This is a genomic window from Streptomyces shaanxiensis, assembly GCF_039537145.1.
Lineage (GTDB): Bacteria > Actinomycetota > Actinomycetes > Streptomycetales > Streptomycetaceae > Streptomyces > Streptomyces shaanxiensis.
Genome location: NZ_BAAAZY010000039.1, coordinates 1 through 14,417, shown reverse-complemented (window position 1 = coordinate 14,417; position 14,417 = coordinate 1). Strand labels below are relative to the sequence as shown.

At 72.1% G+C, this 14,417-nt stretch carries 14 protein-coding genes; 2 read left to right on the top strand and 12 right to left on the bottom strand.

All coding sequences use genetic code 11. From position 1 onward, the window contains the following. Window positions 1-15: 15 nt before the first annotated feature. The 6 genes from ABD932_RS43305 to ABD932_RS43280 all read right to left on the bottom strand — a co-directional run bounded on the left by ABD932_RS43305 (window position 16) and on the right by ABD932_RS43280 (window position 6,338). The gene (locus tag ABD932_RS43305) at window positions 16-1,152 is read right to left on the bottom strand and encodes a glycosyltransferase family 4 protein (protein WP_345022010.1); all 1,137 of its coding nucleotides are present in this window, start codon (window positions 1,150-1,152) and stop codon (window positions 16-18) included. A 336-nt stretch (window positions 1,153-1,488) separates the two neighbouring features. Continuing rightward, complete coding sequence (locus ABD932_RS43300; RefSeq protein ID WP_345022008.1) at window positions 1,489-2,253, bottom strand: hypothetical protein; 765 nt, start codon at window positions 2,251-2,253, stop codon at window positions 1,489-1,491. 82 nt (window positions 2,254-2,335) lie between these two features. Beyond that, a complete protein-coding gene (gene recN / locus ABD932_RS43295) occupies window positions 2,336-4,054 on the bottom strand; it encodes a DNA repair protein RecN (protein ID WP_345022040.1) in 1,719 nt (572 codons plus the stop codon). Between the two features lie 211 nt (window positions 4,055-4,265). Continuing rightward, a complete protein-coding gene (locus ABD932_RS43290) occupies window positions 4,266-5,171 on the bottom strand; it encodes an NAD kinase (RefSeq protein ID WP_126390769.1) in 906 nt (301 codons plus the stop codon). Next, complete coding sequence (locus tag ABD932_RS43285) at window positions 5,168-5,983, bottom strand: TlyA family RNA methyltransferase (RefSeq protein ID WP_126390771.1); 816 nt, start codon at window positions 5,981-5,983, stop codon at window positions 5,168-5,170. The genes ABD932_RS43290 and ABD932_RS43285 overlap by 4 nt, the downstream gene beginning before the upstream one ends. 7 nt (window positions 5,984-5,990) lie before the next feature. Then, complete coding sequence (locus tag ABD932_RS43280) at window positions 5,991-6,338, bottom strand: hypothetical protein (RefSeq protein ID WP_345022005.1); 348 nt, start codon at window positions 6,336-6,338, stop codon at window positions 5,991-5,993. A gap of 42 nt (window positions 6,339-6,380) precedes the next feature. On the opposite strand from ABD932_RS43280, the gene ABD932_RS43275 reads away from it, so the two are divergent. Then, the gene (locus ABD932_RS43275) at window positions 6,381-6,728 is read left to right on the top strand and encodes an SCP2 sterol-binding domain-containing protein (RefSeq protein ID WP_345022003.1); all 348 of its coding nucleotides are present in this window, start codon (window positions 6,381-6,383) and stop codon (window positions 6,726-6,728) included. A 46-nt stretch (window positions 6,729-6,774) separates the two neighbouring features. On the opposite strand, the gene ABD932_RS43270 is transcribed toward ABD932_RS43275, so the two are convergent. The 4 genes from ABD932_RS43270 to ABD932_RS43255 all read right to left on the bottom strand — a co-directional run bounded on the left by ABD932_RS43270 (window position 6,775) and on the right by ABD932_RS43255 (window position 10,991). Next, window positions 6,775-7,677, bottom strand: coding sequence for an ABC transporter ATP-binding protein (locus ABD932_RS43270; RefSeq protein ID WP_345022002.1), 903 nt, complete (start codon window positions 7,675-7,677; stop codon window positions 6,775-6,777). Then, window positions 7,674-8,693 (bottom strand): FecCD family ABC transporter permease, encoded by a 1,020-nt coding sequence (locus ABD932_RS43265; protein ID WP_345022038.1) that lies wholly within the window; start codon window positions 8,691-8,693, stop codon window positions 7,674-7,676. Before ABD932_RS43265 ends, ABD932_RS43270 begins: the two co-directional genes overlap by 4 nt. Window positions 8,694-8,815: 122 nt before the next feature. Further along, on the bottom strand, window positions 8,816-9,859 hold the full coding sequence (locus tag ABD932_RS43260) for a FecCD family ABC transporter permease (protein WP_345022000.1): 1,044 nt from the start codon (window positions 9,857-9,859) through the stop codon (window positions 8,816-8,818). Between the two features lie 103 nt (window positions 9,860-9,962). Then, entirely contained in the window at window positions 9,963-10,991 is a 1,029-nt protein-coding gene (locus ABD932_RS43255) for an HAD hydrolase-like protein (protein WP_345021998.1), read from the bottom strand. Between the two features lie 71 nt (window positions 10,992-11,062). Between ABD932_RS43255 and ABD932_RS43250 the strand changes: the two genes are divergently transcribed. Continuing rightward, window positions 11,063-12,355: a DUF1015 domain-containing protein gene (locus tag ABD932_RS43250; protein ID WP_345021995.1), complete on the top strand. Its 1,293-nt coding sequence runs from the start codon at window positions 11,063-11,065 to the stop codon at window positions 12,353-12,355. Window positions 12,356-12,417: 62 nt separating this feature from the next. Here the strand turns inward: ABD932_RS43250 and ABD932_RS43245 are convergent, their stop codons facing one another. Both ABD932_RS43245 and ABD932_RS43240 read right to left on the bottom strand, forming a co-directional pair. Further along, window positions 12,418-13,194 carry a hypothetical protein gene (locus ABD932_RS43245; RefSeq protein WP_345022036.1) on the bottom strand — a complete coding sequence of 259 codons (777 nt, stop codon included), beginning with the start codon at window positions 13,192-13,194 and terminating at the stop codon, window positions 12,418-12,420. Further along, a complete protein-coding gene (locus tag ABD932_RS43240) occupies window positions 13,086-14,207 on the bottom strand; it encodes a hypothetical protein (RefSeq protein ID WP_345021993.1) in 1,122 nt (373 codons plus the stop codon). The genes ABD932_RS43245 and ABD932_RS43240 overlap by 109 nt, the downstream gene beginning before the upstream one ends. Window positions 14,208-14,417: the final 210 nt, after the last annotated feature.

Sequence of the window (14,417 nt, the reverse complement as noted above, 5' to 3'; positions counted from 1 at the left end):
ACGCGTTCCGGCGGGCTAGATCATGGGCTGCGGCTGCGTCAACTCGTCGTAGACGCTCAGCACTTGGGCCACCGTCTCGTCCTCCGTCGGCCACGTGGCCGCCTGCCGCACACCCCGCTCCCTGAGAAGCTCCTGGCGCTCGGGGTCGCCCAGCAGCCGCACGACGGTGTCGGCGAGTGCCTGCGGGTCGCCGTACGGCACGAGCTCGGCCGCGTCGCCGACGAGTTCCGGGATGCCGCCGACGTCGGTGGCGATGAGCGGCACGCGCGCGTGTAGGGCTTCCTGGGCCAGCAGGGAACGCGACTCCCAACTGCTCGGCAGGAGCGCGACATCGGCGGCGGCGAGCAGCTCGGAGACATCGTCCCGCCGCCCGATGAGCCGCACGGGCAGCCCTTCGTCCTCGATCCGGCGCTGCAGCGCCGCCCGCAGCTCCCCCTCGCCCGCGATCACGACCAACGGCGCGGGATCGAGCCCCCGCCATGCGCGCGAGGCGTCCAGCAGCACGTCGTATCCGCGATGCCGCTCGAGCGAGCCGACGGCGATCAGCAACGGGCGCCCGGTGGCACCGAGTTCGGCCCGTACCTTGGGCCGCAGCCGGTCGGGGTCGTCCTGCTCGACGGGACGGCCGGGCTCGGGCAGCGCGACCGCGGCCAGGCGCGCGTCCCGCGCTCCGGTCCGGCGGGCCCGGTCCACGAGGGCCGAGGTGGACCCGAGCACGACGGAGGCGGCCTTGACGACCCGCCGCTCCAACAGCCGTACGAGATGGGCCCGGGCCCCTTCGGCATGGGCCCGGTCGTGCCAGGTGACGACGAGCGGTGTACGCCGCCCGCTGAGCGCGAGCACGGTACGGAAGGAGGCGTGCAGCCCGTGCGCGTGGACCAGGTCGGCGTCCGCGCACGCGGCCCGCAGGGCGGCCACGGAGCCGGGGTCGCTGCTGCGCGGCACATGCACGTGTTCGGCGCCGACGCCGGTGAAGTCGTAGAGGTGATCGGCCTCGACAGGGGCACAGACGATGACCCGCACGCCCCGTGCGACCAGCCCCGAGGCCAGCGATCGCACATGCGCGCTACTGCCGGCGTTGCCACCGCCCAGCACCTGCACGGTGCGCAGCGACGACTGGCCGTGCGGTGAGTGGCTGCTCACGGGGGTCACGTGGCCGGGGCTCCTGGTTGTGGGTCGGGCGGTCACGAAGAAAGTACAGAAGGATCGCGCGGAGGGGGTGTACCGCGAGGATCCCTGCGCATACGACGTGCTTACGCCAAGGATGCCAGGACACAGGGGGGTTCCGGGAACGGCGGGACCCCGCAGGGCAGGCAACACGGCGTGCCGGGTCACCTGCAAGAGTGAGGTTCGGTAGGCGGATGTGCCCGAACACGCGCGCGTGGCGCACGTCTCGTACGCCGGCTCGAACCAACGCTCCGCACCGGGCCGGTGGACTCGTCCGGGCTCGTCGCCCTCCGACCGCACCACAGCGGGCCGACGTTCGCCTCAGCGCGCGCCCGACGCCCGCGCCGCCTCGCTGACCTTGTCGCCGTACACCGCGGCGGCCACGAGGGCTGCGGCGTGCGCGACCAGCCCCGCCCGGCCGTTCCCGGCGACGACAGCGGCGCCCAGGGCCGCGCCCAGCGCATGCGCGCCGGTGTCCCCGATCATCGCCCGCTCCCCGAGGTCGTCGGGCAGCACGGCCGCGGCGGCGCCCATGGCGGTCGCGGCGATCCCCGCGCCGGGCCCTTCGCGCAGCAGCCCCGGCGCCCCGAGCGCGAGCACCGCGGCGGCGGCCCTGCCCGGGTGCACGTCGACGAGGTTGACGAAGTGCGCGGCCCCGGCGATCACCACGCCCGCGAGCAGCTTGTCCACGGGCCGCTCCTTGAGGAACGCCCCCGCGACGAGCCCCGCGGCGGACACCCCGAACAACTTGACCGCGCCGCTGGTGACTTCGCCGTCCCGCAGAGCCGACAGGTGCGCCCGGAACCCCCGCCGGAGATCCCCGACCCCGGCGACGTCGTCGTACGCCCCACAGGCTCCGGCGACGGCCACGGCGACCCCGGCGGCCGGCCGTATCCGTCCGGCACCCAGGGTCGCCGCCAGCGCTGAGGCCGCACCGGCGTACAGCTCGACGGTCCGGCCCGCGTAGTTCTTCCGCTCCCAACGGCCGGGGCCGCCCGGCGCCTTGGCGCGCAGGGCGGTGACGGTGGCGCGGGTGAGGGCTGCGGAGAGGCCGAAGGCGGTGGCCCTGGGGGCACGTTCGATCATTCGGCCACCTTACGGGCCACCACTGACAGCCCGGCTCTGCCCGCGCCCCGGCCGACAGCACCGCCCCTCGCGGAGGGACCCGCTACCCGTCCGCCCGAGCCGTCGCCAGCAGTTCCTCGGCGTGCGCCCGCGCGGTCTCCGAGTCCTCCTGCCCGGCCAGCATCCGGGACAGCTCCCGGATCCGCTCCTCGCCCTCCAGGACCTTCACGCCGGAGCGGGTGACCGACCCGTCGTTGGTCTTCTCGACGAGCAACTGCCGATCGGCGAAGGCAGCAACCTGCGGCAGGTGGGTCACGACCACGACCTGCGCGCTCTTCGCGAGCCGCGCCAGCCGCCGCCCGATCTCCACCGCCGCCTTGCCACCGACACCGGCGTCGACCTCGTCGAAGAGATACGTCGGTACGGGATCCGTCCCCGCGAACACGACCTCGACGGCGAGCATCACGCGCGAGAGCTCACCACCGGACGCGCCCTTGGCGATGGGCCGCGGCGGAGCCCCTGGGTGCGGGGCGAGCAGCAGCTCGACCTCGTCCGCACCCGACGGCCCGTACGCGACCGTACGCCCGCCGACCTCGACCCCCTCCGGATCCTCGGTCTGCCGGATGTCGAAGGACACGCGCGCGTGCGGCATGGCGAGCGAGGCCAGCTCGGCGGTCACGGCGGCGGCGAACCGCTCGGCCGCCTCCGCCCGCGCATCGGTCAACGCCTGCGCCAGCCCGCCCAGCTCGGTCCGCAGCGCGTCCCGCTCGGCGGTCAGCTCGTCGATCCGCTCGTCGTCGCCGTCCAACTCGGTGAGCCGGGCGGCGCTCTGCTCGGCCCAGGCCAGCACCGAGGCGACGTCCTCGCCGTACTTCCGCGTCAGCGCGCCGAGCGCGGCCCGCCGTTCCTCGACGGCCGACAGCCGCAGGGGATCGGCGTCCAGGTCATCGGCGTACCCCGCCAACTCCCCCGCCACATCGCCCAGCAGGATCCCGATCTCGCCGATCCGGTCGGCCAGGGCGGCCAGCGCCGGGTCGTGCGACCGCACGGCGTCCAGGGCGCGCTGCGCCCCCGCGACGAGCGTGGCGGCGTCGATGCCCTCGGGGTCCTCGGGGTTGCCGGCGAGCGCGGCGTGAGCGGCCGTGGCAGCGGACGACAGAGCCTCGGCGTGCCCGAGCCGCTCCGCCTCCTCCGCCAGCTCGACGTCCTCCCCGGCCCGCGGCTCCACGCCCGCGACCTCGTCGAGCCCGTACCGCAGCATGTCGGCTTCCTGAGCCCGCTCACGCGCGCGCGTGACGATCTCCTCCAGCTCGACCGACACGGCCCGCAACCGCCTGTAGGCCTCGGCGTACTTGGCCAGCGGCCCGGCGACCGCGTCACCGGCGTACCGGTCGAGCGCCTGCCGCTGCCGGGACAGCTTCAGCAGCCCCTGCTGGTCGGTCTGCCCGTGCACGGCCACGAGGTCGTCGGCGAGGTCGGCGAGCAGCCCCACGGGCACACTGCGCCCGCCCACATGCGCCCGCGACCGCCCCTCGGCGGAAACGGTACGGCTGATCAGCAGCGCCCCGTCGTCGAGCTCGGCCCCGGCCTCCTCGGCCCGCACAACGGCCGACGCGCCCGCGGAGACGGTGATCCGCCCCTCCACGACCGCCTTGTCGGCCCCGATCCGCACGAGCGCCGGGTCGGCACGCCCCCCGAGCAACAGCCCGAGGCTGGTGACGACCATGGTCTTGCCCGCACCCGTCTCACCGGTGACGGCGGTGAACCCCGGCGACAGCTCGACGACAGCGTCGTCGATGACTCCGAGCGACCGTATCCGCATCTCCTCCAACACGGACACGACCTTACGAGGTCGGGGGCGGGGAGTGCGACGGCCCCCGGGTCCATGATGTGAAGGTGCAGGTGACGAATGTGTATCGGCCGCACATTGTCACCCAGGCGAGTGTCGCGCCCTCAGGGGCGCGGGGAACTGCGCGACCAGCCACAGAACAACCCGCGCCCGCCGACGATCCGAACCACCCCCCACAAACCGCCTAGTGAGGCGCCCCCCGCCACCCGGAAACGGGCAACGCGAACTTCGCCACCAACCGATCAGTGAACGAAGCATGATGCAGCCGAGCCAACCGCACCGGCACAGCCCCCCGCCGCACCTCGACCCGCGCCCCCGGCGGCAACTCAACGGTCCGCCGCCCGTCACACCACAACACACCCGGCGGAATATGAGGCAGCACCTCCACCGCCAGCACAGAATCCGGCGAAGTAACCAGCGGCTTCGCGAACAGCGCATGCGCACTGATCGGCACCATCAACAAAGCCTCGACCTCGGGCCACACCACAGGCCCGCCCGCGGAGAACGCATACGCCGTCGACCCGGTCGGGGTGGACAGCACGATGCCGTCGCACCCGAACCCCGTCACCGGCCGCCCGTCGATCTCCAGCACGACCTCGAGCAGCTTCTCGGCCCCGGCCTTCTGCACGGCGGCCTCGTTCAGCGCCCAGTCGGTGTGCACGACATTGCCGTTCTGGTGCACGACGACGTCGACGGTCATCCGCTCCTCGACCTCGTACGCCTTGGTCACGACGCGGTCGACAACCTTGTCGAGATCGTCCCGCTCGGCCTCCGCGAGGAACCCGACCCGCCCGAGGTTGACGCCCAGCATCGGCACCCCGGACGCCCGGGCGAACTCGGCGCCACGCAGCAGCGTCCCGTCACCGCCGAGCACGATGAGCAGCTCGCAGCCGTCGAGGCACTGCGGGGTCGCCTCCTTGACGAGCTGCACCTCGTCCGGCAGGGGCAGGTCGGCGGCCTCGTACTCGAGGACGCGCACCCCGATGCCCTCCCGCAGCAGCCCCTTCACCACAAGCTCCGCGCTGCGAATGGCGGCCGGCCGCCCCGTGTGGGCGAGCAGGAAAACAGTACGAGCTCGGTTCTGCATCAACGCGGCCCCTCCGCCACTGCACGGTCAACGTCGGCCGGGTCCAGAGCGGGCGCCCCGGCACGCAGCCACAGAAAGTACTCGACATTCCCGGAGGGTCCGGGCAACGGACTGGCCGTGACCCCGTTCACCCCGAGCCCGAGTCCCCACGCCTTCTCGGCCACGCCGCGCACGGCCTCGGCCCGCAGCTGAGGGCTGCGGACAACCCCGCCGCTCCCCAGCCGTTCCTTCCCCACCTCGAACTGCGGCTTGACCATCATCACCAGATCGGCGTCCGGCTTCACGCACCGCACCAGGGCGGGCAGCACCAGGCCGAGCGGGATGAAGGACAGATCCCCCACGACAAGATCCACTGGTTCCCCATCGATCGCTTCGAGCGTCAACTCGCGTACGTTCGTACGGTCCTTGACGGTGACGCGTTCATCACTCTGGAGAGTCCAGGCGAGTTGTCCGTATCCGACGTCGACGGCGACTACGTGGGCGGCTCCCGACCGCAGCAGGACGTCGGTGAAACCGCCGGTCGACGCACCGGCGTCCAGTGCCCGCCGCCCCTCCACCGCGAGCCCCTGGGGTACGAAGACCTCCAGCGCGCCGGCGAGCTTGTGCCCGCCCCGCGACACGTACTCGGGGTCGCTGTCGTCGGCCACGACGACGATCGCCGCCGCGGTCTCCACCTGCGTGGCCGGCTTGGTCGCGACAGTCTTGCCGACGGTGACCCGCCCGGCGGCGATCAGCTGGCTGGCGTGCTCGCGTGACCGCGCGAGCTTCCGACGGACCAGCTCCGCGTCGAGACGGCGACGTGCGACTCCTGCCACTTTCGGTTCAGCTCCTGCTTTCGTACGGCCGTGGGGGCGCCGGAGGTCCCGGGCGGGCGTCGAGCGCGGTGAGCGCGTCGCGCAGCCCCCGATGCACATCCTCGTACACCTCGAGGTGTCCGTCGGTGGCGAGGTGGTCGGCATCACCGAGCCGCTCCAGCTGGGCGTCGACGTCGGCTTTGCCGGTGGGGGTACGCGGGACGTTCAGCGGGGCGGGAGCGGCGGGGTCGTCCTCGGGTGCGCCCGCGAGCCCAGCCTCGACCTCGACCTCGGCCTCGACCTCGACCTCGACCTCGACCGCAGCCTCCGCTTCGGCCACCTCCGGGATCTCCGTCTCCGGAACTGTGTCGCTCATGCCCAGACGCTACCCCGAACCGCTGGGGTACCGTCGATCGCGATGGCCACGATCGAGGAGTGCCGTGCCGCACTCGAAAAGCTCTCGGACAACATGCAGCGTGCCGAAGGGGACGTCCGTACGGCCGCGGCCCTGGACCGCTCGGTGAGCTGCCACATCACCGACCTGGACGTCACGTTCGCCGGCCGCATGGCGGGCGGCCGGATCCATGTCCAGGACACGCTCCAGGGCCCGCCCCGCGAGAAGGCCCAGATCAGACTCGGCATGACCGGCGACGACCTGGTCGCCCTGGTCGACGGCGAACTGCACTTCGCCAAGGCCTGGGGCTCGGGCCGGGTGAAGGTGCACGCGGGCCTGCGCGACCTGATGCACCTCAGGAAGCTTCTCTAGCCCGCTCCTCAGGGGTTCTTGCTCAGCCCGCACTCCAGAAGCAGTCTCAGGACGCTTCCGTAGCGGCGACCTTCGTGACGACGTCGGCCTTGCCCCCGGCCCGCGCCTTCCGTGCCGCAGGCACCACCAGCGGCGTTCCCGTCTCCGGGTCGTCGATGACCTGGCAGCGCAGCCCGAAGACCTCCTCGACCAGCTCGGCCGTGACGATGTCGTTCGGCGCGCCCTCGGCGATGATCTCCCCGCCGCGCAGGGCGATGAGGTGCGTGGCGTACCGGGCGGCGTGGTTGAGGTCGTGCAGCACGGCGACCAGGGTCCGACCCTGCTGCTCGTGCAGCTCGGCACACAGGTCGAGGACGTCGATCTGGTGCTGGATGTCGAGGTAGGTGGTCGGCTCGTCGAGCAGCAGCAGCGGCGTCTGCTGGGCGAGCGCCATGGCGATCCACACGCGCTGCCGCTGACCACCCGACAATTCGTCGACATAGCGATCGGCCAGCTCGGCCACCCCGGTCTGCTCCATCGACTCCTGGACGACCCGCTCGTCCTCGGTCGACCACTGGCGCAGGATCCCCTGGTGCGGGTAGCGGCCCCGGCCCACCAGGTCGGCGACGGTGATGCCGTCGGGCGCGATCGACGACTGCGGCAGCAGACCCAGCGTGCGCGCGACCTTCTTCGCCGGCATCGACTGGATGACCTGCCCGTCCAGCAGGACCCTGCCCTGGCTCGGCTTGAGCATCCGCGACAGCGCCCGCAGCAGCGTGGACTTGCCGCACGCGTTCGGGCCGACGATCACGGTGAAGGAGTTGTCGGGTATCTCCACCGACAGCTGCTCGGCGATGACCCGCTGGTCGTAGGCGAGGGTGACGTTGTCGGCGGACAGGCGGTTCACAGTGCTCCTTCGGTTGTTCAGCCCGTTGTTCGGCCCGCTGCTGTTGCTGCTGCCGGCGCTCATATCCGGCCCGCCTTGCGCTCGGTGACCAGCAGCCAGAGCAGGTATACGCCGCCGAGCACGCCCGTGACCACGCCCACGGGCATCTGGTCGGCGCCGAAGACCCGCTGGGAGACCCAGTCGGCGGTGACGAGGAGGGCGGCGCCCATGCACAGGGAGGGCAGCAGGTTCGGCCCGGGCGAGCGCGTGAGGCGCCGGGCGAGCTGCGGGGCGGTGAGCGCCACGAAGCTGACGGGGCCGGCGGCGGCGGTGGCGGCTGCGGTGAGCAGCACGGCGGCCAGCATCAGCAGCAGCCGTACGCGTTCGACACGCACTCCGAGGGCGTACGAGACGTCGTCGCCCATCTCCATCATCCGCAGGGCTCGCGCGTTGCCGAGGACGAGCGGTACGAGGATGACGCACAGCGCGGCGAGCGGGGTGACCTGGGCCCAGTCTCGGCCGCTGAGGGATCCGGTCATCCACACGACCGCGCGGGCCGCGTCGAACAGGTCGGCCTTGGTCAGCAGATAGCCGTTGACCGCCGTCATGATCGCGGACATGCCGATTCCGACCAGGACCAGTCGATAACCGTGCACGCCCCTCTTCCAGGCGAGCAGATAGATGGCGAGTCCGGTCGCGAGTCCGCCCAGGAGCGCACCGACGGTGACCTCGCCGGCGTCCCCGGAGAACAGCACGATGACCACGAGCGCCCCGGCCGTGGCTCCCTGTCCGAGGCCGAGGATGTCCGGGCTGCCCAGCGGGTTGCGGGACAGCGCCTGGAACAGCGCGCCGCCGAGGCCGAGCGAGGCACCGGCGAGGAGCCCGACCAGGACCCGCGGCAGCCGCAGCTCGTTGACGATGAACTCCTGCCCCGCGTTGCCGTCGCCGAGCAGCGTCCTGAGTACGTCACCCGCCGCGATCGGGAAGTCGCCGGTGCCGATCAGCAGCACGCTGGCGGCGAGCGCGGCGACGAGCAGCAGGACGACGACGGTCAACGCCCGGGCGTCCAGCCGCACGGAGAGCCCGCCCGGGGTCCGCACGGCACGATTGGTCTTCCCGGAAGCCTTCCCTACGGCCTTCCCCGCGGCCTTCGCGTCGCTCTTCGACGCGCTGCTGGACGCGCTGCTCGATGCGCTCTTCGTGTCGCTCTTCACTGCGCTCCTCACAGCTGCGCCGTCCTCCGCCGTCGTACGAGAAAGATGAAGACCGGTCCGCCGATGACCGCGGTGACGATGCCGACCTGGAGCTCGGCGGGCCGGGCGACGATCCGGCCGAGGACGTCGGCGCCGAGCAGCAGCACGGGCGACAGGACGGCCGCGTACGGCAGGATCCAGCGCAGGTCGGGACCGGTGAAGGACCGTACGACGTGCGGCACCATCAGGCCGACAAACACGATCGGCCCGCAGGCGGCGGTCGCGGCCCCGCACAGCACGGTCGCGGCGAGCATCGCCAGCACCCGGGTGCGGTTCAGGTGGGCGCCGAGCGCCTTGGCGGTGTCGTCGCCCATCTCCATCGCGTTCAGCGGCCTGGCGAGGGCGAGCGCGAGGACGGTGCCCGCGAGCAGGAACGGCAGCACCTGGGTGATGGTCGCGTCGGTCGCCGAGGACAGTGAACCGACCGTCCAGAAACGCATCTTGTTGAGCGCGGCGTCGTCCATGATCATCACGGCCTGGAGATAACCGTAGAGCGCGGCGCTGATCGCCGTACCGGCCAGCGCGAGCCGCACCGGCGTGGCACCCCGGCTGCCGCCGAGGAACCAGACCATCGCCCCGACCGCGGCCGCCCCGAAGAAGGCGAACCAGACATAGCTGCTGAGGCTCGTGACGCCGAGGAAGGTGATGGCGGTGACGACGGCGGCGGACGCGCCCGCGTTGATGCCGAGCAGGCCCGGATCGGCGAGCGGGTTGCGGGTGAGCGCCTGCAGCACGGCCCCGGCGAGACCGAGGGCGGCGCCGGCGAGCAGCCCGAGGGCGGTGCGCGAGATCCGGTCGTCGACCACGACGTCGCCGTAGGTCCCGGAGGCCTCGAACAAGCCGTGCCAGACCTCTCCGATGGACAGCTGTTTCGCCCCGATCGCGATGCTCGCCAACGCGACGACCACCAGGATCAGGACAGAGACAAGCAGACCAACGGCTCGTATCGCCCGTCGGGTTGGGGGCGCGGACCCGGACTCCGCGCGCTGTTCGGGAGGACTGTCGACCAACACGCAGTTAGGTTAGCCTACCCTCCCATTCAGCCACGATCCCGCTGCACGAGGGTGCCCGGCCGCACTGCAGAACCGTACGACCGCTCCGGAGCCGGACGACGGCTCACAACCCCAGTCGGGCCAGCGCCTTCCCCCCGTCCAGCGCGCACGAGCCCTCCCCGGCCACGGTCCAGGCCGCCGCGCACAGCGCACGCAGCCCGTCCAAGGCCGCACCGCCACCGTCGAGTTCCAGCCGCTCAGCCCGGGCGACCGCCGCCCAGCCACCACACCGGAAGCCGTCCCCGTCGGCAACGACCTCCGGCTGCCCGGTGAGCAGCCCCCGCAGATCGGCATCCACATACGTCGGCCGGTGCTGCGGCGGCGCCGCCAGCAACTGCGCACCGTCGGTCACCCCGGTCAGCACGAGCAGCGAGTCGACCTCCCCGTTGAACGCGCCCTCGATGTCCGTGTCCAGCCGGTCCCCGACCACCAGCGGCCGCTCGGCGCCGGTCCGCAGGATCGTCTCGCGGTGCATGGGAGGCAACGGCTTGCCCGCCACCTGCGGCTCGGCGCCGGTGGCTATCCGTACGACCTCCACCGCGGCCCCGTTGCCCGGCCCGATCCCCCGCGCGCCGGGAATCGTCAGGTCGGTGTTGGACGCGAACCACGGCACCCCGCGCGCGACGGCGTACGAGGCCTCCGCGAACCGCCCCCAGGGCAGCTCGGGCCCGCCGTACCCCTGCACGACCGCCGCCGGATCGTCGTCCGCAGACTCCACCGGCTCCAGCCCGCGCTCGCGCAGGGCCACCCGCAGCCCCTCCCCACCGATCACCAGCACCCGGGCCCCCGCCGGCACCTGCTCACTGATCAGCCGCGCGACCGCCTGCGCCGAAGTGATGACGTCGTCCGCCCCGGTGGGTATCCCGAGCTCCGTCAGATGCACGGCCACGGCGTCAGGCGTCCGCAGGGCGTTGTTCGTGACGTACGCGAGATGCATCCCGCCCGCGCGGGCCACGGCGAGCGACTCGACGGCATGCGCGATCGCGTTGCCCCCCGCGTACACCACACCGTCGAGGTCGAGCAGCGCCGTGTCGTACGCCTCGCTCAGGGCCTGGCCACAGCCATCGGGCCTCGTCCTGACGCTCTGGCTCATTCCGCATCGCTCCTCGTTCGACGTCTTTCCCCGATCATCCCCCATGCCACTGACACCCGTACGATGCCTGGATGAACACAGCAGGTCACCCGGAAGCAACGGCGCGCCGAGGCCTCGAACTCACCCCGTTCCGAGGCCTTCGCTACGACCCCGACCGGGTCGGCAGCCTGGCGGCCGTGACGTCACCGCCGTACGACGTCGTGGTCCGCCCCGATGGCCTGCTCCATCTCGAGTCGGCCGACCCGCACAACATCGTCCGCCTGATCCTCCCCCAGGCCGACACCCCCAGCGCCCGCAACGAACAGGCGGCGAAGACCCTCCGCCGCTGGGTGTCCGAAGGCGTCCTGACCGCCGATCCGGAGCCCGGCCTCTACGTCTACGAACAGCACGACGGCAACGGCATGCTGCAACGCGGCATCATCGGCGCCCTGCGCGTCTCGGAACCGGCGGAGGGCCTGGTGCTGCCGCACGAGGACGTCATGCCGCACGTGGTCGCCGACCGCGCGGCCCTGATGCGTGCCACGTCCGCGAACCTCGAGCCCCTGCTCCTGACCTACCGCGGCAACGGCACGGCGGCCGATGCAACCGCCGTGATCGAGCGCACGACGGAACACCCGCCGCTCCTCTCGACCACCACGGAGGACGGCTTCAGCCACCGCCTGTGGTCGATCACCGACCCCACCGACCTGGCCCGCGTCCAGTCCGACCTGACCCGCCACCAGGCCCTGATCGCCGACGGCCACCACCGCTGGGCCACGTATCGCCGTCTACGCGCGGAGCACCCCTCACCCAGCGCCTGGGACTACGGCCTCGTCCTCCTGGTCGACACGGCCCGCTACCCCCTGCGCGTCCGCGCCATCCACCGCCTCCTGCACGACCTGCCCGTGCCGGACGCCCTGGCCGCCCTCGACGGCCTTTTCCGCGTACGCCGCCTCGAAGTCCCGCTGGCCCAGGCCCTGGAGACACTGGCCGACGCGGCCTGCGCCGGCAACGCCTACCTCCTCGCCGGAGACGGCGCCTTCCACCTCGTCGACCGACCGGACCCGGCCCTCCTCGCCCGTACGGTCCCCACCGAGCACCCCACCGCCTGGCGCACCCTGGACGCGACGGTCCTGCACGCCACACTCCTCGCCCACGTCTGGCACATCCCCGAGGACGACCCCGCCCGCATCGCCTACATCCACGACACCGCCGCCACCGTCAAAAAGGCGGAACGCGACGGCGGTACGGCCGTCCTGATGCACCCCGTCCGCGAGGACGTCGTCCGCGACCTCGCCCGCCAGGGCGTCACGATGCCCCGCAAGTCGACGTCCTTCGGCCCGAAGCCGGCCTCGGGCCTGGTCCTGCGCACCTTGGACCTCTGAACGCGAAAGGGGCGGGACCCCACCCTGGATCCCGCCCCTCACATCAAGCGATCAAGCGCCACTCACTCCTTGTGGCCCTCGTCGGCCACACCCTGAGCCTGCTGCTCGCTCCCGCTGTCGCCCTCGCTCTCGCCCTCGCTCTCGCTCTCGCTCTCGCTCTCGTCGAGGGCGTCGACGAAGTCGACACCGTCCAACTCGGCAAGCCGGTCGGAGGCGTCCGTGCTGCCGTCCTTGTCGGCCTCGACGGCCTTGGCGAACCACTCCCGCGCCTCACCCTGCCGCCCTGCGGCAAGCAGCGCGTCGGCGTACGCGTACCGCAGCCGCGCGGTCCACGGCTGTACGGCGTTGGAGGCCAGCTCGGGGCTCTGCAGCGTCACGATGGCCGCGTCCAGCTGCCCCAGGTCACGCCGGGCGCCGGCCGCGACGAGCCGCATCTCGACCTGCCCGGCCTTGTCCAGCTTCTGCACCTCGGGCGCCCCGGCCATGTCCAGCGCCTTCTCCGGCCGCCCGAGCCCACGCTCGCAGTCGGCCATCAGCGGCCACAGCTCCACGCTGCCGGTCATCCGCCGCGCGGCCCTGAACTCGGCGAGCGCCTCGGAGTACTTCTGGTTCGCGTACGCCGCGAACCCGCCCGCCTCTCGTACGGCAGCGACCCGCGACGCCAGCCGCAGGGCCACCTTGGAGTAGCCGTAAGCGCCCTCGGGGTCCTCGTCGATGAGCCGGGCGACCATCACCAGGTTCTTGGCGACGTCTTCCGCGAGCGTCTTCGGCAGGCTCTGCAGCTCCTGCTTGACGTCCTTGTCGATCTCGTCGCCCGTGACGTCCTCAGGAATCGGCAGCCGCTTGATCGGCTCGCGGTCCCGATCCCGCTCATCACGGAACCGGCCACCGCCACGCCGGTCATCCCGACGGTCGTCCCGCCCACGGAACCCTCCGGGACGCCCACCTCGGTCATCACGACGGGGCCCACGACCGCCACGGTCGTCACGCCCACGGAACCCACCACGGTCGCCTCGGCTGTCGTCCCGCCGGAAACCACCACGGTCATCGCCACGACGGTCATCCCGACGGTCGTCACGGCGGTCATCGCGCCGGAAGCCGCCCCGGTCGCCACCACGGTCATCGCCACGGCGATCGTCGCGGCGGAAGCCACGGTCCCGGTCATCACCGCGGAAACCACGGTCCCTTTCGTCGCGGCGGAAGCCACCACGGTCACCATCACGACGCTCGTCGCTACGGCGGTCACCGTCACGCCGGTCATCGCGCCGGCCGTAGCCGCCACCACGGCTGTCGTCCCGCCGGAAACCACCACGGTCATCGCCACGACGGTCGTCCCGGCGGTCATCCCGACGGTCGTCACGCCGGAAGCCACCCCGGTCGCCACCACGGTCATCACCACGGCGGTCGTCACGGCGGTCATCCCGACGATCGTCACGCCGGAAGCCACCACGCTCGTCGTCACGCCGGTAGGACGGGCGATCGCTGTCGCGGCGGAACCCCCGGTCCCGGTCGTCCCGACGCGGCCCACCGGAACGGTCGTCCCTACGGAACGACGGACGGGCACCACGATCGCCGTCACGCCGGTCATCTCGCCGATCATCGCGCCGGCCGTAGCCGCCACCACGACTGTCGTCACGCCGGAAACCACCACGGTCATCGCTACGACGGTCATCCCGACGGTCGTCACGGCGGTCATCACGCCGGAAGCCGCCCCGGTCGCCACCACGGTCGTCACCACGGCGATCGTCACGGCGGTCATCCCGACGCCCGTAACCACCACGGTCGTTGTCGCGACGGAAACCGCCACGGTCCCCTCGGTAACCGCCTCGGTCACCCCGGTCGCCGCGGTCACCACTGTCCCGTCGCCGCTGGTCGCGCTCCGGTCGGTCGTCGGGAGAGTTGGTGGACATCGGTGACTCCTGTCTTCGGTACTGCAAGCATTGTAAAAACAAAAGGACCCCTGGTCCCAGCTGAACGCTGGGACCAGGGGTCCTCCAAAGATTGTTCGGCGGCGTCCTACTCTCCCACAGGGTCCCCCCTGCAGTACCATCGGCGCTGTAAG